The sequence below is a fragment of the Chitinophaga arvensicola genome (genome assembly GCF_900110835.1).
Lineage (GTDB): Bacteria > Bacteroidota > Bacteroidia > Chitinophagales > Chitinophagaceae > Chitinophaga > Chitinophaga arvensicola.
Genome location: NZ_FOJG01000002.1, coordinates 829456 through 849817, shown reverse-complemented (window position 1 = coordinate 849817; position 20362 = coordinate 829456). Strand labels below are relative to the sequence as shown.

Here is a 20362-nt window from a genome sequence, read left to right as displayed (position 1 = left end):
CGGTATGAAAATGATAATGGGAGATGAATACCGAAGTATCCATCTCCCGGAAATAAAAAAATAACAGGAGAGGATCGCGATGGTAGTCCTTCCCGGAAAAGATGAAAAGAATGAGTAACTGGAAAACATTGACAGGTGGCGGCGGCAGCAGGATGATCCTTCACGGTGAATACGCGGTGGCGGCAGAACTGCACCGGATAACGGTATGGAAGAAGGAGCAGCTGTGGTGTCAGCAAACGGTTGATAAGCCCCAGCCGGGCTTCCCCAGGCTGGTGAACGACCAGTTATATTGGGGTGCCGGTGTCATGAACCTGACTACCAGGCAATGGCAGGATATTCCGGGTATATGGAACACATTGGCATCGCAGGCTGCAACTAACTATGACGGTTACACGCCAACGGTTTTTTCCTGGTCGCCGGATGCTGCTGTTGTCGCCGTATCCGTAAAGTGGACCGGTCAGCCGGGACCGCCACCCGCAAAGGTACTGTTACTGAACAGCGAAGGGCAGCTCCTGCAAACACTCTGGGAAGACAGCGATCTGCCGGTAGCGGCGCTGTATGTCAGTGATAAATGGATCCTGGCAGGTACCAGGCAATTCCGGCTGTTTGACAAAGACACTTTTGCGTCCAGGGTGATTCCGGAGAAATTACCCGCAGTGAAAATCGATATGACCGCAGATGAGCAGCGGTTGCTGCTATTACAATATGATCATATCGGTTTGTGGGATGCCGCCACAGGAAAGGAAATTCACCGTTGGAAAGGACAATGGAACGACGCCGCCATTACCCCGGATGGAAAATACATGATAGCAGTAGACTTTGACGGAAAAGCATTTCGTGTGCACACAGATACGCCTGAGGAAAGACAGGTGCTTTCCGCTCCGGGCGCCATCTTTTCTGTGGCCGCAGACAACGACCGGTTACTCGCTTTTTTTATGGAGGGCGCCGTCGTCAGGATTACTACTTTATTATAAATGAAAGATGATATGTCAACCCCGACAACACTCGTAGTACAATGGAACCAGCTGGCAGTGGATGCAATCCGCTACTCGGCCGTTCCGCCTCCACAGGCCGCCCGTGCACTGGCTATGGTGCATACCGCCATGTACGATGCCTGGACGGCTTATAATCCCTGTGCCATCAGTACGATCACCCGTAGTTATATCAAACGACCTAAGGAAGAACATAAAGCTGCGTATAAACGCAAAGCTTATAGCTATGCAGCTTACCGGGTGCTCACCGCGCTCTTCCGGCTCATCCTGCCTGCGGAGAACAAAGAGATGTTTCATGATATGATGCTGCAACTGGACTATGATCCTGCCAACACTACCCTGGATATTACAAAAGCGGCCGGTATCGGCAACCTGGCAGGCCGCTTTGTACTGGAAGCTTTTTCCGGCGATGGTGCCAATGCCTATGGCACTTTACATATGCCTGCCTGGTCCGATTATACCGGATATACACCAGTGAACACACCAGCGATGCTGAAAGATCCTGCCCGCTGGCAACCACTGAAAATAACTGATAGCGACGGACAATTTCATATACAGGAGTTCCTGACACCCTATTGGTCGGTGGTACGCCCTTTCGCACTGCAACGGGCCGACCAGTTCCGGCCGCCCATTCCTTATCCACCTGGTAGCAGCGAGTTTCAGCAACAGGTGGATCAGATCATCGGTCTGAGCGCCGGTCTGAACGATCAGCAAAAAGCCATCGCCGAATACTGGTCAGACGGCCCAGGAACGGTGACGCCACCAGGCCACTGGTGCCAGATTGCGCAATATATCTCTGCACGTGATCAACATTGCAATCACCAGGATATCAAACTGTTTTTTGCTCTCAGCAATGCCTTCCTGGATGCCAGCATCGCCTGCTGGGATTGCAAACGGCGTTACGATTCTGTGCGCCCGTTGTCTGCCGTGCGTTATCTCTATAAGGGCCGTATGATCAAGGCCTGGGGCGGCCCCGGACAAGGCGCCAAAGAAATAAAAGGGGAAGAGTGGATACCTTTTCAGTTGCCACAGCACATCACACCGCCTTTTGCAGAACATGTTTCCGGTCACAGCACTTTTAGTAGTGCTGCAGCGTATATCCTCACACAGTTTACCGGTGGCGACCGGCTTGGCGCTACGGTATTATGTCCCAAAGGAGGTTCACTGATAGAGCCCGGGCAAAGCCCGGTGAGGGACATTTCACTGAGTTGGAACACTTTTTCAGAAGCTGCGTCGCAGGCTGGCCTGTCGCGCCTGTATGGAGGAATTCATTTTGCACGCGGCAACCAGGAGGGACAATTACTCGGACAGAAAATAGGAAAGATCGTATGGGAGAAAGCTGTTTATTTTTTCAACGGAACATTATAAATATCGCATGACAGTTATATCGCTGGCCATTCAGAAAGGAGGTTCCGGCAAAACCACCACCGCTATTAATCTTGCTGCTGCCTTACAACGCGCGGGGAAGAAAGTACTGCTTGTGGATGCAGATCCGCAGGCCAATCTTACACAGGCGCTGGGTTATGCAGAAGATCCGCCGCAGCATTTGTATACCGCTTTGAAAAAAGAAATTGCGGGAGAAGAAGCGTTGCTGTCGCAGGTAATCCTTACTTCCTCCTGCGGACTGCCACTGATCCCCGCCTCGCTGGATCTGGCCGGTGCAGAGCTGGAGCTGGTGGGCATGTACGGCAGGGAGCAGGTATTCAGCTGGATGCTGAAACCCCTGTTGCCACAATTCGATTTTATTCTGATCGATTGCCCCCCTGCCATCGGTATGCTCACGGTGAACGCTTTGGTAGCCAGTGACTATGTATTACTACCGCTACAGGCAGAATTTCTGCCACTGAAAGGCGTTCGCAGTTTTATGTATCACTTTGAGACCATAAAAAAGAAACTCAACCAGCACCTGGAGGTACTCGGCATCGTGTTAACAAAGTACGATGACCGCAAATCCATGAACCGGCAGGTATTGAAACAACTGGAAACAGAATATACCGGTAAAGTACTGGATACCTATATCCGCAGCAATATCCAGCTTGCCAAAGCCCAGGAGGCAGGGATGGATATTTTTAGTTATGACGAAACATCACATGGTGCAAAGGATTACCGGAGACTGGGCGAAGATTTTTTAAGCAGAATAAAATAGTTGGTTATGTTTGACAGTAAACAATCCGCACCCGCTGCCGCTTCCTCAAAAGCGCCTTTTTTCAGCGGTATCCAGCAAAAGAAGGAAAGTACTTTCTTTCAGACAAAACTATCCGTAAATACCCCCGGCGACGCTTTTGAACGGGAAGCCGATGGGGTGGCCGATAAGGTGGTGAGTAGCAACAGTGCTGCCGGACCGGTGGTGCAGAAGAAGGATATCAGTTCCGTACAAAGACTGGCTACTTCCGAAGCGGAAGAAAAACTGGGTACCAACGATGCCCGTATGCGCCGCGATAAAGACATTCAAACCAAGCTGGAGATCCAGCGTAAATGCGCTTCCTGTGAAAAAGAAGAAGAAGGCCAGGTGCAGAAATCAGAAGGCGCCGCAGGTGGTAGCGGTGGTACCGCCTCCTCACAACTATCGGCACAGATAACCGGCAGCAGTGGTAAAGGCAGCGGTATGGGAGCACATACCACACACGAAATGCAACAGAAATTCGGGGTAGATTTCAGTCATGTCAATATCCATACCGGCGCTGATGCCGTACAAATGAACAAAGAGCTGGGCGCACAGGCGTTTACCCACAAGAACGATATTTATTTCAACGCCGGGAAATATAACCCGGATACCAGTAAAGGAAAACATTTACTCGCCCATGAACTGACACATGTAGTACAGCAGGGGGCGGCTACAAAAAATACGCAAACAGGAGGAACAAAAATATGAGTAAAATAAACGGTACGGCAGCAAAGAAAAAAGTAACTGCTAAACAAAAAAGCAGCAGTAAAACTACCGCTAAGCAGGTGCCTGTGAATCCGGATAACCACAACAACGTTGCAAATGAGGCTACGTCTGCCATCCCTCCGCGTGCAGATAAAGCCCCGGCTCAACCGCCAGTGGTGGAAATCCCGGAATCAACCGCCAGGCCGGAAACCGCTACGGCGCCGGAACTCCGCTACCTGCAGCAACTGATCAACTACCGGCTGGGTAGCTATTTCGGAAGAGAAAGTACCGATGCGCCGGTGGTGCCAGACCGTGCTACCTGGCAGATCGTAAGACCGGAAGCCATGCAGCAGCATAGCTGGAGCGACGATGAACTAACGGTGCTGCTGATAGCATTGGTGCCACACATTCTTCCTGAATTGTTCGATACGGCGGTTTTTCAATTCCTGCCGAATGGTGGAGAGTTTCAGCAGCTGGGCGGTGCGCGTGGCAAGCAATTCCGGGGTTTTTTACCTACGGGGAAAACAGTGCTGTTTCTGCTGGCAGACACCAACTGGCAACGGCGCCTGGAAATTCAGGAGCTGTTTGAGCCAGATCATGAATTTGCCCGCAAAAGAATATTATGGCTGGAAGATGTGCAGGGAGGAGAACCGCTGATGAGCGCGAAGCTCATGATGGACATCGATTATGTAAATCTCTTTATAAAAGGAAAACCAGGGAAACCCCATTTCAGTATGAGTTTTCCGGCCCGGCTGATCGCCACGGAACTCAGCTGGAACGACCTCGTACTGGACGAAAGTGTATTCTCACAGATCCGTGAACTGGAAACCTGGTTGCACCACAACGATCAGCTGATGAATGATTGGGGCATGAAACATAAGCTGAAAAAAGGCTACCGCGCACTGTTTTATGGTCCTCCCGGTACCGGCAAAACCTTTACCGCCAGCTTGCTGGGCAAATATACCGGCAGGGATGTGTATAAAATTGATCTGTCTATGGTGGTATCCAAATATATCGGGGAAACAGAGAAGAACCTGGAAACCCTTTTTGCCAAAGCGAGTGACAAGGGCTGGATTATATTTTTTGATGAAGCAGATGCCTTGTTTGGGAAACGTACCAGCGTGAGGGATGCGCACGATAAATACGCCAACCAGGAAGTATCTTACCTGCTGCAGCGTATCGAAGATTTTAACGGCCTGGTGATACTGGCTACCAATATGAAGAATAATATTGATGACGCTTTTATCCGGCGTTTCAATGCCATCATACAATTCCAGGTGCCGGGAGAAAGGGAGAGAGCCGCTATCTGGCAAAAAACATTCCCACCAAATGTAACGTTGCAGGACGATATTCCAGGTAAAGTAAAGAAGTACGAAATTACCGGCGGCAATATCATCAATGTGGTACAATATGCCTGCTTGAAGGCGCTGGAGCGGAAATCCGCCGAGGTAACGCTCGACGATGTGATGAACGGCATCCGCAAAGAGATGAACAAGGAAGGGCGATCATTTATTGTATAGTTGACGACCGTCCCTACCAATTATTCCCCCGGATGCTTAATTTTTATTATTTTCCTTGTTACCATTCATCTCTAACGTATGATCAACATAAACGGTAACGCAAAGGCGAAAAATACTTATTATGCCGTGAAGGAATTAAAACGGCAGCAATTGTAGCATTAGTAAATTATAAAGTAGCGAAAGTGTGAGGGTATTTGAATATTTTCAGGCTCTTATAGAGAATAAAGGTGATTGTCGTTATCTCTCTATAAAATATAAACGCTAAATGAATCGATTATTGTTACTGATTGCATGCGCGGGCGCACTGTCGGTGTCGGCCCAGGAAAAGAGACCTGTAGATGCTATTCTGAACGAATTTTATCATCAGCCGCAGCATATTATGGTGGCTGCTCACCGGGCTGCGCATAACAAATTTCCGGAGAACTCGCTGGCTGCCATCAAAGAAGCTATTGAGCAGGGAATTGATATCGTAGAAATTGATCTGCATGAAACAAAGGACCGCATACTGGTACTCATGCACGACGAAACCATTACCCGCACTACCGGGAAGCCCGGTAAGGTAAGGGATTATACCTACCTTGAATTGCAACAGTTCCCCCTGTTGTTTAACGGAGCACCTACAAAAGAAAGGATTCCCACTTTTGACCAGGTGTTGCAACTGGCGAAAAACAGGATCATGATAGATGTGGATTTTAAGGAAGACAGTGCCGCTACCTTCCGCCAGGCTTTTTCGCAGATTGCTGCACAGGGCATGGAAGACCAGGTGCTTTTCTTTATTTATGATCACCATCTCGCGCCGGATCTGTATGGCTGGAACCGGAAGATCCCGGTAATGCCCCGTGCGCATAGCGTGGCAGAAGTAGCCGAGATCCAGCAGATCGCGGCAAGACAAGGCGCTTTCCCGGTTATTCATGCAGATGCTTCTTTCTATTCAGATTCACTGGCGCAACAAATTACAAGCCAGGGCACACGTATCTGGATGAATGCGCTCGGAAAATATGATAAACTGGAAGAGGTGCAGGAAGATGCCGGCTTTGATCAGCTGCGTCGCGATGCTTCCTTTGCCAACGCCATTCAGACAAACTATCCTGAAAAGCTGCTGGCATACCTGCGAAAAAAGGGTCTACACCGGTAACGGCTATATTAAACCTTGCTGGGCGGCTATCTTTATAAGGGCCGCCATATTTTTTACCTGGAATTTCTGGATGAGATTTTTACGATGTGTTTCCACTGTAAGCGGACTAAGATTTAGTTGCGCCGCAATGTCGGGGGTGGTTTTACCGTCTGAGATCAGGTGAAGTATTTCTTTCTCCCGCCGCGTCAGTTGCGGTATTCCTTTCAATTCAGTAACAGAAGGCCGGGCCATGATTTCCCTGGCGCCCTTACTAAAAGTGATCATACCACTGAGCGCTTCCCGGATACAGGCAATGAGTTCTTCAGAAGAGATGTTCTTTAAGAGGTATCCCGTAGCGCCGTGCTGGATCATCTGGAGGATCATGCTGCGTTCAGCGTGATTACTCAGCGCCAGTACGTGGGTGTCGGGCGACAACGATTTTACTTCCTTACACAGATCAATCCCGTTTACATCCGGCAGTGTGATGTCGAGTAACAGTACATCTACCTTATTTTCTTTTAAGAAAGACATAAACGCGGTACCGGTTGTAAAGCAACCGGAAATGGTGATGCCTTTTACATTACTCAGCAGTCGCTGCAACCCTTCCAGTACAATCGGATGATCGTCTACAATCGCCAGTGTGGCGGAATCAGTCAACATGTAATTCAATATTTATGGTGGTGCCTTCATTGACAACGGAGTCGATATCCATTTTCCCTTTGAGAAATCCTACGCGGTTCCGGATATTGCTTAAGCCGATGCCTTTTTTATTAGCTGCAGCCTGAAGGTCAAATCCCTTGCCATTATCTTCCTGGGTGATAAAAAAGATGTGTTCGTGCTGGCTGCATTGGAGGATGATGTTGGTGGCATTGGCATGACGCACGGCATTTGACAACAGTTCCTGTACGATGCGGTAGATATGGATCTGTACTTCTTCCCGGAGGCTTTCTTCGAATCCCAGGTCCTGGAAGCTGATATGGGTGGTATCGCTGATGAGCGATTCACAAAGGTCTTTCAGCGCGGTTTTTAATCCGAATTTCAGCAGATTGACGGGCATCATGTTGTGTGCAATGCGGCGTAGTTCTGTAACAGAATGATCCAGTTGGCGGGTCACTTTTTCCAGTTCGAGGCGTTGATCAGGAGAGGAGGTTTCTTCCATTTGTGCGGAGAGATTGATTTTCGCGCCGGCCAGCATTCCGCCCAGGCCATCGTGCAGATCCCGCGCGAGGCGCCGTCTTTCCTGCTCTTCTCCTTGTATTACTGCCTGGCTGAATTGCAATTGTTGCTGTTGCTCAATTTCGTGAAGCTGTTGACGGTGGCTCAGTTCTTTTTGTGCCAGCAGCTTCTTTTTGCTGCGGTAAACAAACAGGGCGAACAGGAGTATCACGGCCAGGATGAGGATTGCGGCTCCCAGTAACCAGTTCACCAGCCGGGCATTTCTGGCGGAAAGGGTTTCCTGTGTATTTTTTGCTTTGAGTGCATTTATTTCCTGTTGCTTTTCAGCGTTGCGATATTTTATTTCCATGGCGTGTACATCGTTTTTCAGCCTGCTCTGGGAAATACTGTCGCTCAGTTCGCTGTAGCGTTTCATCCACTGATACGCGGGGCCCATCTCGTGTAGGTTTTCACAGGTGAGGGCCATGCCGTAGAACAGTTGCACGCGGTTGCCGGCAAGCCGCATCATTTCTTCCTGCTGCATCAGCAGTGTGGCCATTTCTTTTGCTTTTACAAAATTATTGTCGTTGAAGTAAGCATAGAATTGCTGCATCTGCAGGCGTTGTTCATCATACCGTAATCCTTTTTTGCGGGCCAGTTGAATGCCTTTGTCAAGGCTGGATAAGGCGTTTTTGTACTTCCCTTCCAACGTAAAATACATGCCTTCTGCGGCGTAATAATCGAGTACCGGTTCTGAGTCCGGATAAGCAGCCAGGAATTTCCACGCACTGTCTAATGCGGGACGGGCTTTCGCATTCTGACCTGACAAGGAATAATTCTCTGCCAGGGTATGCCAGGCTGTGCCCAGCTCCAGATCGGGGGAATGACCGTTTCTGAAAGTTTCAATCGCCTCCAGCAGATAAGTGGTGGCTTTATCATATTGCGCAGCGTTCTTAAATACCAGTGCTAATGCCAGGAAGTTTTTTCCCACCTCGGTCTGATCGCCCGATTGCTGTGCCAGCGGAATGGCCTTGTTCAGGATGATATCTGCAAAAGCTTTATTCTCATCCTTTCCCTGCCCGATGGCGCCATAGCTGTACCAGGCCCTCGCGCGGTAGGTATAGGCTTCGCGTGTTTTAAACGGACTTAGCAAAGTATCCGCTTTCATAAAGTCTGCCTGGCTTTTTTCCGGGTGCGATTTCGCGAGTGTACGCGCCTCATAGAAATAAGAAAGTGCCAGCAGGAACGGGTTATTATGAATGTATTGTTTGCCTTTTTCCAGGTTTTGTACAGACTTCACAGTATCCTTTACAGACCAGTATTCCGATAGCGAGAAGTGCGCCCTGGCGCGGATACTGTCGGATGCTGCATACCGTAATACGCTTTCCAGGCTATCCGTAAAATTTTTTTCATTCACTGACATGTTTTGCGCGGCACACCAGCTGCCGGTTATCAGCAACAATAACAGAACAGGTAATCTTTTCATGATGGAAAAATATAAAACAAATCCGGATACCGGGTTATACGGAGGCAAAAATACCTGAAAACAGGTAGAAATAAATCATGAATTGCAGGTATTGTGAGGAGACTTAACCAGCGGTAATTTTGCGGCAATGCCGTTTAAATTTTAACCACCTATATTAAGTAGCAATACAGGGAAGCCGAAAACTGTGCATTTAAGAGTAGGCATTTTAATTTGGAATTATGAAAATACTCAGAAAAATTTTGTTCCCGGCTTTGATGATAGCCACATTGTTTGCAGCCTGCAAGAAAGATGACAAAAACGACGGACCATCCTCTACTTCTCACAAGGTAGTTTTTAAAGCGATCGGTTCTTCAGATGCAGTATTATCTGTAGCTGTTTATGGTTATGATACCCAGATCACCACTTTATCCAACCTCAGTGGGTCCACCTGGACCAGCCCTGAAGTAACGGTGCCTGCTGGTACACTGACCTTGAATGCAGGTGTTACCGGTACTTCCGCTAATTCATCTGCTACCCTCAAAGTGCAGATCCTGGTAGACGGTCAGGTGAAAGCAGAAGGTACCTCAGCTGGTACGGTGCTTTCCGGACATGCTTCCTACAATTTCTAATATAGTAATCCCGATATAGATAGCCTCCTGATCGTAGAGATCCGGGGGCTTTTTGTTATGTGTATAGAGAGATGATAATGCCCGGTTGTTCACGGCAATGGCGGCCGGCTCACCTTATCCCATAATTTACGCATCACCACCTGCTGAATAACAGATTCCCTGTAATTACGGCTGATCGGGATCTGATGGGATTGTATACAGATCTCATTTCCCTGGATGCTGTCTATTTTATTGACCGCTACGATGTAAGATTTATGAACGCGGATAAAGGATTGCGCCGGTAGTTGCTGTTCCAGGTTTTTCAGGTACAACAGGGTCATGTACTTTCCCTTTTTCGTATAAATGCTGCTATAGTTCTGCATACCTTCCACAAACAGGATATCTTCTACCTGTATTTTTTCATACCGGGTACCGCATTTGATAAAGAAATAATCAGCTTCCGGGTCAGGCGGCGGCGCTTCCGCTTTTGCGGCGGGGTTCATCAGCTGATGATAATCCCGGGCCTTGGTAGCGGCTTTGAAGAACCGGTCGAAAGTAACCGGTTTTAGCAGGTAGTCCAGTACATTGAGTTGAAATCCTTCCAGTGCATATTCCGGGAAAGCCGTAGTGATCACCACCATGGGCGGATGTTGTACCATTTTCAGAAAATCTATGCCGCTCAGTTTTGGCATCTGTATATCGAGGAAAAGGAGATCCGCCGGATGTTGCTTGAGCAGGTTCACCAGTTCAACAGGGTTTTCGCAGATGCCCGTCAGGTGAAGGAAATCCACTTCTTTCACGTAGCTGGCAATGCCTTCCCGCGCCAATGGTTCGTCGTCTGTGATGATACACTTTATCATAATAACGGCATTTTTAGGTGGAGATCAATTGTGGTACTACCTGTTCCATTAATTGCAGTTGCAGGATCACCTCAAAGCAGTTGTTTTCCCGCCTGATATCCAGGTCATACTGTCCCGGATATACGAGATCCAGCCTCCGCTGCACATTTTTCAGCCCGATGCCGCCGTAGTCTATCAGCGGTGGCTGATACTCATCAGCAGCCGTGCTGTTGGCAACGGTAAACAGCAGCTGTTGCTCTTCCAGCACAAGTTGAATCCTGATCCAGTTGGGTTCATCCGCATGTTTGGACACGTGTTTGAAAGCGTTTTCTACAAAAGTCATCAATATAAAAGGGGCAATACTCAGGTGCGCCATGGGTTGCCGCTGGTAATCAAAACTGACCTTTACATTGTTGTTCAGCCGGAGTTTTTCCAGTTCGATGGAGTTTTCCAGGTAGCCGATTTCTTTATTCAGCGCAATCTGTTTGTCGTTGCACTCATATAGCTGGTACCGCAGTAGTTCCGAGAATTTCGCCAGCGAAGCGGAAGCCATGTCGGGGTTTTTATGGATCAGGAAAAAGATGGAATTGATGGTGTTGAAAAGGAAATGCGGGTTAAACTGATTCTTCAGAAAATTCAGTTCCGTTTCCAGTTTTTCTTTTTCCAGCAGCTGTTGCCTTCTTTTTGTCTGGAGCCAGTCGCGGGTAAGTTTAATACTCATGCCCAGTGTCATGCTGGCCAGGGTAGAGGGGAGCGCGCTCCCAAAGAAGTGGAAGAAGCAATAGTTGTCCGTTCCGGTCCCGAAGAGTTGTTCAAATGTTTTGCCTGACACGGCTGAACTGAGGTAATACCCTCCAACAATTATGGAAGCAGTGCTGATGGTTGTCAGCAGCAGCACTGCGAAATAAAGCGTATACCTGCCTCTTTCGAGGTATTTGGGAATCAGGTAATAAAGATTGAAATATACTGCGGTTGCCTGAAAGATAACATAGAAAGCAAACTTGATGGTATAAGGGAAAAGGATAATGTTGTTGGCCGCCTTCACAGGGTTTCCCATTGCCACTACCCACCAGAGGTAATGGTAAATACACCAGAAGGGGATGTGGTAAAGTTTATATTTTAGCAGCCAGTTGCGGCCAGATATTGTATTCAAGATATAATAAATTACCTGTAACTAAAGATAGGCAGATTTTGCCGATTCTGCTGGCGTACTATACCAACGGTCCGAAATAACTGACCACCTGCATCTGCCGGTTGCTGAAAGGTGGATTGCGCCCATTACAGCGGTTTTTGAACGAATAGCGCTTCTTTTGGGTACTTCATCAATTTTCTGCCGCCGGACGTCATTCCGGTTTTTCCCGGCAGGCTGCCCGGCCTTTCTTTGCCGGAGTAATCCTTGCATATGAACTACTTATTATTTCTGGCCTTCTGGCTCTTTGCTTTTCTCTCTGATGCAGGTGCCCAGGTAAGCGGTAAACTGGTAACAGCCGCCGGAACGCCGGTTCCATTTGCCAATGTGCTGTTATTGCGGCAGTCCGATACTTCGCTGGTAAAAGCTGTATTGACGGGTGAAGATGGCAGATACCGCATCAGCGGCATTCTTCCGGGTAATTACCGGTTGCGGTTTGGCAGCATCGGCTATGAAAACGCAGAAACACCGGCGTTCGAAGTTAGTCCCACATCTGCCGATACCACCTTTGCTAACCAGGTACTGCTCCGCAATACACAGCAATTGGGTGAAGTAGTGGTGCGTGCAGAGAAGCCGCTTTTTCAGCAACAGGTATTCGGTACCGTCATCAACGTAGAAAACAGTATCCTTACGAAAGGCAGTTCTGCCCTGGAGTTGCTGGAACGCTCCCCCGGTGTGTATGTGGACCGGCGGAACAACGGTATTGCGCTGAATGGAAAAAGCGGGGTGACGGTGATGCTCAACGGCAAACTGCTGCGGATGTCGGCCGATCAGCTGATGATTTATCTGCAGGGAATGACCGCCAATGACATTGAGAAAATAGAATTGCTGAGTACACCACCCGCCAAATATGAAGCAGCGGGTAATGCCGGTATGATCAATATCGTGATAAAGCGAAACCGGGACCCCGGTAACTTTTCGGTGACCGGTGGCTATGGGTATGGAGAGAAAGCCGCCGCCAGCGCGAATCTGGCACGTACCATCGGCAATACAGGCCTGTATGGTAATTATTCATTTTCTCACGACAGAACTTACTACGACTGGTCTTCCCCGGCTACAGATGAAGTGCCCTTGCTCGGTGGCCATGCTTCCTCGTATTTCCTGAGTGTGATCAAACCGGTGAATAACAGTCATAATCTCAGTGTTGGCGCCGATACACGGTTATCGCCCCGCACAACGATTGGCGGTAACCTGAACTTCAACTACAGTGCAGTTAATGAGCAAACGGTGAACTATGGCGAATATCATATAGCAACGGGGAAGGATTATGTGCAGCACGCCACCATCAATGGAGATAACCGCTGGACCAATGCCGGCGTTTCTTTTTATGCCGACAGAAAAATCCGCGAGGGGGAGCAGCTGCGGTTCGACCTGGATTACCTGTATTATAAAAATAACCGGCCCTCCTCCGCCTACAGCACTTTCCTGGATAGTGAGGGACACCCCCCGGAAACGAATGACACGCTTTTTTCTCCACTGCAGCGGAGCTTTTCCAACACCATGATCCAGGTAGGCGTATTAAAAATGGACTATAGCCGGCAGTTATCTCCCAAAATAAAAATAGAAGGCGGTATAAAAGGTACCTACACCCGCACCGGCAGTGCCTCGCGGATAGAAAGCTTCCTGGACAGTACCTGGGTGGTTAGCTCCGCTGCCGCCACAGATATGCTGTTGAAAGAAGGTATCGGGGCGGTGTATGGTTCATTGGAAGCGCAAATACGCCCGTCGCTGCAACTGGTAGCCGGTGTGAGGTATGAATATTCCCATACGCAGATGACGGATCCCGGAAAGAAACAGCTTATCACCGACCGCCCGCTGAGTGCCTTTTTCCCAGGTATATTCCTTTCGTGGAAAGTGAATACCATATCAGAATGGCAGCTGTCTTACACCAAACGGATCAGCCGTCCGGCCTATAATGACCTGGCTTCTTTCGTGTTGTACACAGGGCCTACTTCTGTGGAAACAGGCAACCCGATGCTGAAACCCACCATCACCAATAACCTGAAACTGGGTTATCAGTATAAAGGATATGCAGCTTCCCTGCTGTTTAGCAGGGACCAGTATCCCATGGCCCGGTACCAGATCACCGCCAATCCCACGGGCGAGGTGATTGTGGTGTCGCCACAAAACCTGATCTTCCAGGATAATGTATCACTGCAATTGCTGGCCCCCTGGAAAGTAAAGGAATGGTGGGAGATGAGTTTCGGGCTTACCGGCAGCTGGCGGCGGTTTAAGCTGGACTATACCGTGCTGCCGGTGGAGAAAGCCTATATTGCCTACAACGCTAATTTCAGCACTACTTTCCGGCTGCCCGCCCGTTTCTCACTGGAATTGTCCGGCTGGTACAACAGCGCTTCCTATGATGGCTCCCGGGAAGTGGATGGATTTGGTGCGGTGAATATGGGTGTCAAAAAGACATTAAAAAAGAACGGCGGCAGTCTGCAACTAACGGTAACGGATATATTTCGTACTACGGCGATCGATAGTTATTTCGGGACACTCACCAAAGAAGCGTTCAATCTGAATAGCAAGGTGACCTTTCATCCGGAGCCGGGGAAAGCACAGATCTTTAAACTTACCTGGACAAAATCCTTTGGAAACAGCGCCCAGCGGCAGCAACGTGCCGAGCCGGAAGAACGGAACAGGGTCAGGAAATAAGGCCGCCGCAGCATTATCTAGCTATCATGTATTACCGGCCAAATAGTTTTTTTACTTTTCTATCTGTTTTATTCTATTTTAACCGCCATACCACCACGAAATGAAAAATTAATTTAGCAACAGATATGAACAAGACCTTTATTTCACGTAAACTGTTACTCATAGCCCTGCTGGCTGCCGGCGTATCCTGCAATGAAAACAAACAAGCGGAAAAGAAACCCGAATGGGTGTCCCTGTTTAATGGGAAGGATATGAACGACTGGATCGTAAAAATTCACCACCATGAAGTAGGTGAAAACTTCGGAAATACTTTCCGGGTGGAAGATAGCGTGATTAAAGTGCGGTACGACCAGTACGGCGATTTTAATGATCAGTTTGGCCACTTGTATTATAAAGAACCTTTTTCACATTACCACCTCAAATTTGAATACCGGTTTGTCGGCAAATGGTATCCTTCTGCTCCTGAGTATACGTTGCTGAATAGTGGTGTAATGTTTCATTCCCAGGATCCGCGTACCATGCCCAAAGAGCAGGACTGGCCTATTTCTGTAGAAATGCAGCTACTGGCGGGTTTGGGTGATGGAAATGCCAGACCCACCGGTAACATGTGTTCTCCGGGCACCAATGTGGTGTACAAAGGCAAACTGGATCCGCAGCATTGTATAGAGTCTTCCTCTAAAACATATGAAGGCGAACAATGGGTGAGGGGAGAACTGATTGTGCTGGGAGACTCACTGATCACGCATATCATTAACGGCGATACGGTATTGCAGTATTCCAAACCACAGATTGGCGGCGGTGTAGTTACCAACTACGATCCGGCCATCAAGATAGACGGGAAGCTGTTGTCCAAAGGCTTTATCGCCTTGCAAAGTGAAGGCCAGCCGGTAGATTTCAGGAAGATAGAGATACTCAACCTGGAAAAATAACGGTCACGCATACATGAAAAAGCGGTTTCCTTTTTAGGGGAAACCGCTTTTTTATTGTAGGATCAGTTATCCGGGTTATTTGGCAGAAGAACCGCCATCGATCACATATTGCGCACCGGTAATAAACTGACTGTCGTCAGAACCGAGGAACAACACGAGTTTAGCGATTTCCAGCGGCGCCGCATATCTTCCCAGGGGAATGCCAGCGGCAAATGTTTTCTGCATATCGGCTGCTTTGCCTGGTTCATATCCTTCTTCGATAGAACGCATCATACGGTTGTCTACCGGTGACGGATGTATGCTGTTTACACGGATCTTCCTCGGCGCTGCTTCAAGAGCTGCCGTTTTCATGATACCGAGGGTCGCATGTTTACTGGTGGTGTAGGCCACAAAATTAGGCGAAGCGCCCAGTCCAGCTACAGAAGAAGTAATGATCATGCTGCTGCCGTCTTTCATTTCGGGTAACACATATTTACAGCCGAGAAAAACACCTTTCACGTTTACGGCCATTACCTTATCAAATATATCTTCCGGGAATTCAGTGATGGGTTTTACTACTCCTTCAATACCGGCATTGTTAAAGAAAATGTCGATTTTACCGAATTTCTTCACGGCCTCTTTGGCGTATCTTTCCACATCTGCTGCTACGGTGACATTGGCGGCTACATAAGCGGCCTGATCACCCAATTCGCTGGTTACTTTTTTCAGTGCTGCTTCATCGAGGTCAACCAATACTACTTTTGCACCTTCTTCAATAAATAATTTAGCGGTCGTCTGTCCGATGCTTCCTGCTCCGCCCGTAATAAGGGCTACTTTGTTTTCCAGTCGTTTCATATTGCTATATTTTTATTTTGAATGATTCAATACGGGGCAATGGGCTGTAAGCCTTTACAGCGGCGGTGGGAGATAAACAGGAGGGTCTGTTTTTTGTATGGCAAAGGTACAACTTGTGTGGGAGACGACCAGCCCTTTTAACGTTTTGGTAAGATATATGAAATATCGTTACCCGATTTTTTTTGCATCATTATTGTTGATGGGTTGGCAATCGTGTTAACCATCTAATACTATCCATGTATGCAATCCGGTAAAAAAGATCAGATCATAATAAAAGGCGCGCGGGAGAATAATCTACGCAATATCAACGTAAGTATACCCAAGAAGAAAATCACGGTATTGACGGGCGTTTCCGGTTCCGGAAAATCTTCCCTGGTATTCGACACTATCGCCGCAGAGGCACAGCGTCAGCTGAATGAAACCTTCAGCAGTTTTATCCGGCATCGTCTGCCACATTACGGGCAACCGGACGCTGACCTGATGCAGAACCTGAGTCCTGCTATCATCGTGGATCAGAAACAGATCCGTGGTAACGCGCGCTCTACCGTGGGTACCATTACAGATATCTATTCCCTGCTGCGCCTGCTGTATTCGCGTATAGGCAAGCCGTTTATCGGTTATTCCAATATCTTTTCCTTTAATCATCCGGAAGGAATGTGTCCGGTATGCGATGGCCTCGGAACAGTGACGGCGGTAGATATAAAAAAATTGTTCGACCGGAGTAAATCACTGAATGAAGGGGCGATCCTGTTTCCTGCTTTTGCCCCTGGCTCGGCGTTGTGGAAACGCTTTGTACTTTCCGGGTATTTTGATAACGATAAAAAATTAAAGGACTACACGGAAGAGGAATGGCAATTACTGCTGTACCAGGAGGAAATAAAGCCTAAAAGCCCGAAGGCCGGTTGGTGGCCTTCTGCAAAGTATGAAGGCGTAATAACCCGTTTTAATAAACGTTTCCTGGATACGGATCCGGAAGATAGTAAAAAGAGTTTGCAGCCGGCCATGCGACAGGTAGTGACCAAAGGCCCTTGCCCGGCGTGTAAGGGCGCGCGGTTGAATGAAAAGGTGCTGAGTTGTAAGATTCACGGAAAGAATATCGCGGAAAATGCCGCTTTGCAGGTAAGCGATCTGATAAAGGAAATAGGTCGTATCAAAGAAGCTGCTGCACAAACTATGGTGGCGGCTATCATTGAACGGTTAACGCACCTGGAAGGCATAGGATTGGGTTATCTGAGCCTCAACCGGGAAACATCTACTTTATCCGGTGGTGAATCACAGCGGGTAAAAATGGTGCGTCACCTCGGTAGCAGTCTGTGCGACATGATGTATATTTTCGATGAACCCAGTACAGGATTGCATGCACGGGATGTGCATCAGTTGAATGTACTGATGCAAAGTCTCCGGGATAAAGGCAATACGGTGTTGATAGTGGAGCATGATCCGGATGTGATCACTATTGCAGATCATATTATTGATATGGGCCCCGGCGCCGGTAAGCATGGCGGTGAAATTGTTTACGAAGGTACCGTGAAAGGATTGATGAAATCGGGTACGTTGACCGGCATAGGGTTAAGAAGGCAACCCGCCCTCCGGGAAACGCTACGCAAGCCGGCAGGGAGTTTGAAGGTCCGCAATGCCACGTTGCATAACCTGCAAAAGGTTAGTGTAGATATCCCGGAAGGAGTGTTTACAGTGGTAACCGGCGTGGCAGGTTCCGGGAAAAGCAGCCTGATAAACGGCGTATTGCCACGTTTGTATCCGGATATAGTCTGTATCAATCAACATGCACTGGCAGGTTCGGTACGCTCCAATCCGGCTACCTATACCGGCATTGCAGATCAGATCCGGTCGTTGTTTGCCAGGGCCAATAAAGTGAGCGCGGGGTTATTTACTTCTAACGGGGAAGGCGCCTGCCCGGCCTGCAAGGGACTGGGTGTTACTTCCATGGACCTGGCCTTTATGGATGCGGTGGTAACCACCTGTGAAGTATGCCAGGGGCGCAGGTTTAAAGACAACGTGCTGGGATATACGCTGCGTGGCAAAAGTATTGATGAAGTATTGAAATTAAATGTGGAAGAAGCTTCACAGTTTTTTTCAGAGGAAGATATTGTCAACGTGTTGCAGCGGTTACATGAAGTGGGGTTGGATTACCTCACCCTTGGTCAGCCACTGGATTCGCTGTCGGGCGGAGAACGGCAACGTATCAAACTGGCTACTGAACTGGAGAACACCGGCAATGTTTATATCCTGGATGAACCCACTACAGGACTTCATTTATCAGATGTAGATAATTTAATTGCTTTGCTGAACCGGCTGGTAGACAACGGGAGTACCGTGATCGCCATAGAACATAACCTGGATGTGATCAGTCAGGCCGACTGGATCATTGACATGGGACCGGGCGCCGGGCGTGATGGGGGTAAAGTGGTATTTGAAGGAACGCCGGCAGCATTGATCAACGATAAGAACTCGCTGACGGGCATCTTCCTGAAAAAGTATATTCATGCGCGTTAGCGCGGTGTATTTCTGAGAAGAAATACATAATTTAGACATATGAAGGAAACCATTTTAGACAATCCTGCCTGGGGTGCGTTAACGAGTGAACATGCCCATTTTGCGCAGGGAACTGCATCCGCAAAAAGATACCCGCAGGAGGTACTCCCTTTTATAGCGGTGGAAACCACCAACAACAGCAGCATAGCCGCATTGGACAACCGGATAACACCAGGTGAATCATTTTTTATCATCGGGGAACTACCGGTTTTACCGGAAGGCTGGACCGTTGAAAATGAACTGCCCTGTGCACAGATGTTGCTCACCGGATTACCGGCGCCTTTGACGGCGGCGGATGCGGAACTGGTATCGTTATTGGGGCCGGAAGACGCCGACGATATGTATACACTGATCAACAGTATTCAGCCAGGTTATTACAAGCCGGATACGCGCCTGCTGGGGAATTATTATGGCATCCGCCAGGAAGGCCGGCTGGTGGCCATGGCAGGCGAGCGGATGCGGATGACCGGGTTTACAGAGTTAAGCGCAATTTGCACGCATCCGGATTTTACGGGTCGTGGCTACGCGCAGAAACTGATCACCCGGTTATGTCATCAGCAGGGCGGTAATGGCATTACTTCTTTCCTGCATGTGGCTTTATCGAATGAACGGGCCATCCGTTTATATGAACACATGGGCTTTGCACAGCGCCGCGTCATCAGCTTCCACCGGGTGAAGAAGCAGCCATAGTGGTAAATGGAGTATGAACCGGTAGAATTTGCCGGAAGATCTTCCGGTATTTATAAGTCATTTTCCGGAGATAACTACTGAATGTGTTACCGCCTGCCCGGAACAATTGCCGGTGTGCAAACCATACCAGGCTGGTCGTGAAAACAAAGCAGCATTTGTATAACAATGCCCTGAACGCCCTGGCAGTAATGCTTTTCCCCTGAAGCATTGCCGCCAGCCGTTCTACCTGGAAGCGGATATGGGCCGCTTCATCAATCAGGATGTCTGTGCAGATCTGTTGCAGCAGCTGGCATTCCGTAGCGTCTTTAAGCGACTGGTAAAATACCTGTGCGGTACTTTCCACAACCAATACTGTGATTGTCCATATTTCGAGGCTGCTGTTGAAATACCGTGCCTTTCTGAATAGCGTATCTCCCCAGTCTTTTTTAATCCTCTTTTCGCCAATAGCATCCAGGTACCTGCCGAGGTTATTGCCATGTTTCTGCTCTTCGCAGATAAACTGTTTGATAGGGATCACGTAGTCGGGATCCTGTAATTTCCTTGCATATATTTCCGTCGCCCGGATAAGGTGGGAGCCGTCGGAGGTTTCGCCGAGCTGCCATGCCTGGAGGGATTTCAGGATGTTTTTTCTTTCTGAAGGGGTAAGGGTTGCCGGGAGCTGCCAGTTGATCCGCTCCTGTTGTGCATTATGCGCGAAGTAATCGATCCATTGTTTATTGGAATACATGATCAGGGATTTTTGGGTATAAGATGTCCGGGGGGCTTCAGGAACCCCGGATTTGTTATTTGGAAAGTACTTTGTATTGCAAAGTAAGTGATAATTTATCACATTCTGTACTTTTTAGGGAGATAGATAAGAAAACGATGAGTTACTGATGTAGCCTGCCACATCGGATATTCCGGAATAAATTTCAGCAGTGGACATAAAAGGATATGTTATTATTGTA

At 48.4% G+C, this 20362-nt stretch carries 17 protein-coding genes; 11 read left to right on the top strand and 6 right to left on the bottom strand.

Features of this window, described 5'->3' with window-relative positions; genetic code table 11:
• The first annotated feature begins 110 nt into the window (after nucleotides 1-110).
• The 6 genes from BMW79_RS20870 to BMW79_RS20845 all read left to right on the top strand — a co-directional run bounded on the left by BMW79_RS20870 (nucleotide 111) and on the right by BMW79_RS20845 (nucleotide 6516).
• Nucleotides 111-974, top strand: a complete 864-nt coding sequence (locus BMW79_RS20870; protein WP_089897736.1) for a WD40 repeat domain-containing protein — start codon at nucleotides 111-113, stop codon at nucleotides 972-974.
• Between the two features lie 12 nt (nucleotides 975-986).
• Nucleotides 987-2360, top strand: a complete 1374-nt coding sequence (locus BMW79_RS20865) for a vanadium-dependent haloperoxidase (RefSeq protein ID WP_218150394.1) — start codon at nucleotides 987-989, stop codon at nucleotides 2358-2360.
• 7 nt (nucleotides 2361-2367) lie between these two features.
• Nucleotides 2368-3138, top strand: a complete 771-nt coding sequence (locus BMW79_RS20860) for a ParA family protein (RefSeq protein ID WP_089897729.1) — start codon at nucleotides 2368-2370, stop codon at nucleotides 3136-3138.
• A 6-nt stretch (nucleotides 3139-3144) separates the two neighbouring features.
• On the top strand, nucleotides 3145-3864 hold the full coding sequence (locus tag BMW79_RS20855; protein ID WP_089897727.1) for an eCIS core domain-containing protein: 720 nt from the start codon (nucleotides 3145-3147) through the stop codon (nucleotides 3862-3864).
• The gene (locus BMW79_RS20850; RefSeq protein WP_089897725.1) at nucleotides 3861-5381 is read left to right on the top strand and encodes an ATP-binding protein; all 1521 of its coding nucleotides are present in this window, start codon (nucleotides 3861-3863) and stop codon (nucleotides 5379-5381) included. Before BMW79_RS20855 ends, BMW79_RS20850 begins: the two co-directional genes overlap by 4 nt.
• Nucleotides 5382-5646: 265 nt before the next feature.
• Complete coding sequence (locus BMW79_RS20845) at nucleotides 5647-6516, top strand: glycerophosphodiester phosphodiesterase family protein (protein WP_089897723.1); 870 nt, start codon at nucleotides 5647-5649, stop codon at nucleotides 6514-6516.
• 3 nt (nucleotides 6517-6519) lie between these two features.
• On the opposite strand, the gene BMW79_RS20840 is transcribed toward BMW79_RS20845, so the two are convergent.
• Entirely contained in the window at nucleotides 6520-7155 is a 636-nt protein-coding gene (locus BMW79_RS20840; protein WP_089897721.1) for a response regulator transcription factor, read from the bottom strand.
• Nucleotides 7145-9136 carry a sensor histidine kinase gene (locus BMW79_RS20835; protein WP_143059233.1) on the bottom strand — a complete coding sequence of 664 codons (1992 nt, stop codon included), beginning with the start codon at nucleotides 9134-9136 and terminating at the stop codon, nucleotides 7145-7147. Before BMW79_RS20835 ends, BMW79_RS20840 begins: the two co-directional genes overlap by 11 nt.
• 218 nt (nucleotides 9137-9354) lie before the next feature.
• On the opposite strand from BMW79_RS20835, the gene BMW79_RS20830 reads away from it, so the two are divergent.
• A complete protein-coding gene (locus BMW79_RS20830; protein ID WP_089897716.1) occupies nucleotides 9355-9744 on the top strand; it encodes a hypothetical protein in 390 nt (129 codons plus the stop codon).
• A gap of 89 nt (nucleotides 9745-9833) precedes the next feature.
• Here BMW79_RS20830 and BMW79_RS20825 read toward each other — a convergent pair whose 3' ends face one another.
• Together BMW79_RS20825 and BMW79_RS20820 are read right to left on the bottom strand one after the other, a co-directional pair.
• Nucleotides 9834-10583: a LytR/AlgR family response regulator transcription factor gene (locus BMW79_RS20825; protein ID WP_089897714.1), complete on the bottom strand. Its 750-nt coding sequence runs from the start codon at nucleotides 10581-10583 to the stop codon at nucleotides 9834-9836.
• A 13-nt stretch (nucleotides 10584-10596) separates the two neighbouring features.
• A complete protein-coding gene (locus BMW79_RS20820; RefSeq protein ID WP_245752620.1) occupies nucleotides 10597-11715 on the bottom strand; it encodes a sensor histidine kinase in 1119 nt (372 codons plus the stop codon).
• Between the two features lie 249 nt (nucleotides 11716-11964).
• On the opposite strand from BMW79_RS20820, the gene BMW79_RS20810 reads away from it, so the two are divergent.
• Nucleotides 11965-14409, top strand: coding sequence for a TonB-dependent receptor domain-containing protein (locus tag BMW79_RS20810; protein ID WP_089897711.1), 2445 nt, complete (start codon nucleotides 11965-11967; stop codon nucleotides 14407-14409).
• A gap of 125 nt (nucleotides 14410-14534) precedes the next feature.
• The gene (locus BMW79_RS20805; RefSeq protein ID WP_089897709.1) at nucleotides 14535-15338 is read left to right on the top strand and encodes a 3-keto-disaccharide hydrolase; all 804 of its coding nucleotides are present in this window, start codon (nucleotides 14535-14537) and stop codon (nucleotides 15336-15338) included.
• A 75-nt stretch (nucleotides 15339-15413) separates the two neighbouring features.
• Here the strand turns inward: BMW79_RS20805 and BMW79_RS20800 are convergent, their stop codons facing one another.
• Entirely contained in the window at nucleotides 15414-16172 is a 759-nt protein-coding gene (locus BMW79_RS20800; protein WP_089897707.1) for an SDR family NAD(P)-dependent oxidoreductase, read from the bottom strand.
• A gap of 240 nt (nucleotides 16173-16412) precedes the next feature.
• Between BMW79_RS20800 and BMW79_RS20795 the strand changes: the two genes are divergently transcribed.
• Both BMW79_RS20795 and BMW79_RS20790 read left to right on the top strand, forming a co-directional pair.
• A complete protein-coding gene (locus BMW79_RS20795; RefSeq protein ID WP_089897704.1) occupies nucleotides 16413-18686 on the top strand; it encodes an ATP-binding cassette domain-containing protein in 2274 nt (757 codons plus the stop codon).
• A gap of 39 nt (nucleotides 18687-18725) precedes the next feature.
• On the top strand, nucleotides 18726-19415 hold the full coding sequence (locus BMW79_RS20790; RefSeq protein WP_089897702.1) for a GNAT family N-acetyltransferase: 690 nt from the start codon (nucleotides 18726-18728) through the stop codon (nucleotides 19413-19415).
• Here the strand turns inward: BMW79_RS20790 and BMW79_RS20785 are convergent.
• Nucleotides 19384-20142 carry a ferritin-like domain-containing protein gene (locus BMW79_RS20785; protein ID WP_089897700.1) on the bottom strand — a complete coding sequence of 253 codons (759 nt, stop codon included), beginning with the start codon at nucleotides 20140-20142 and terminating at the stop codon, nucleotides 19384-19386. The two genes, BMW79_RS20790 and BMW79_RS20785, sit on opposite strands and share 32 nt — an antisense overlap.
• Nucleotides 20143-20362: the final 220 nt, after the last annotated feature.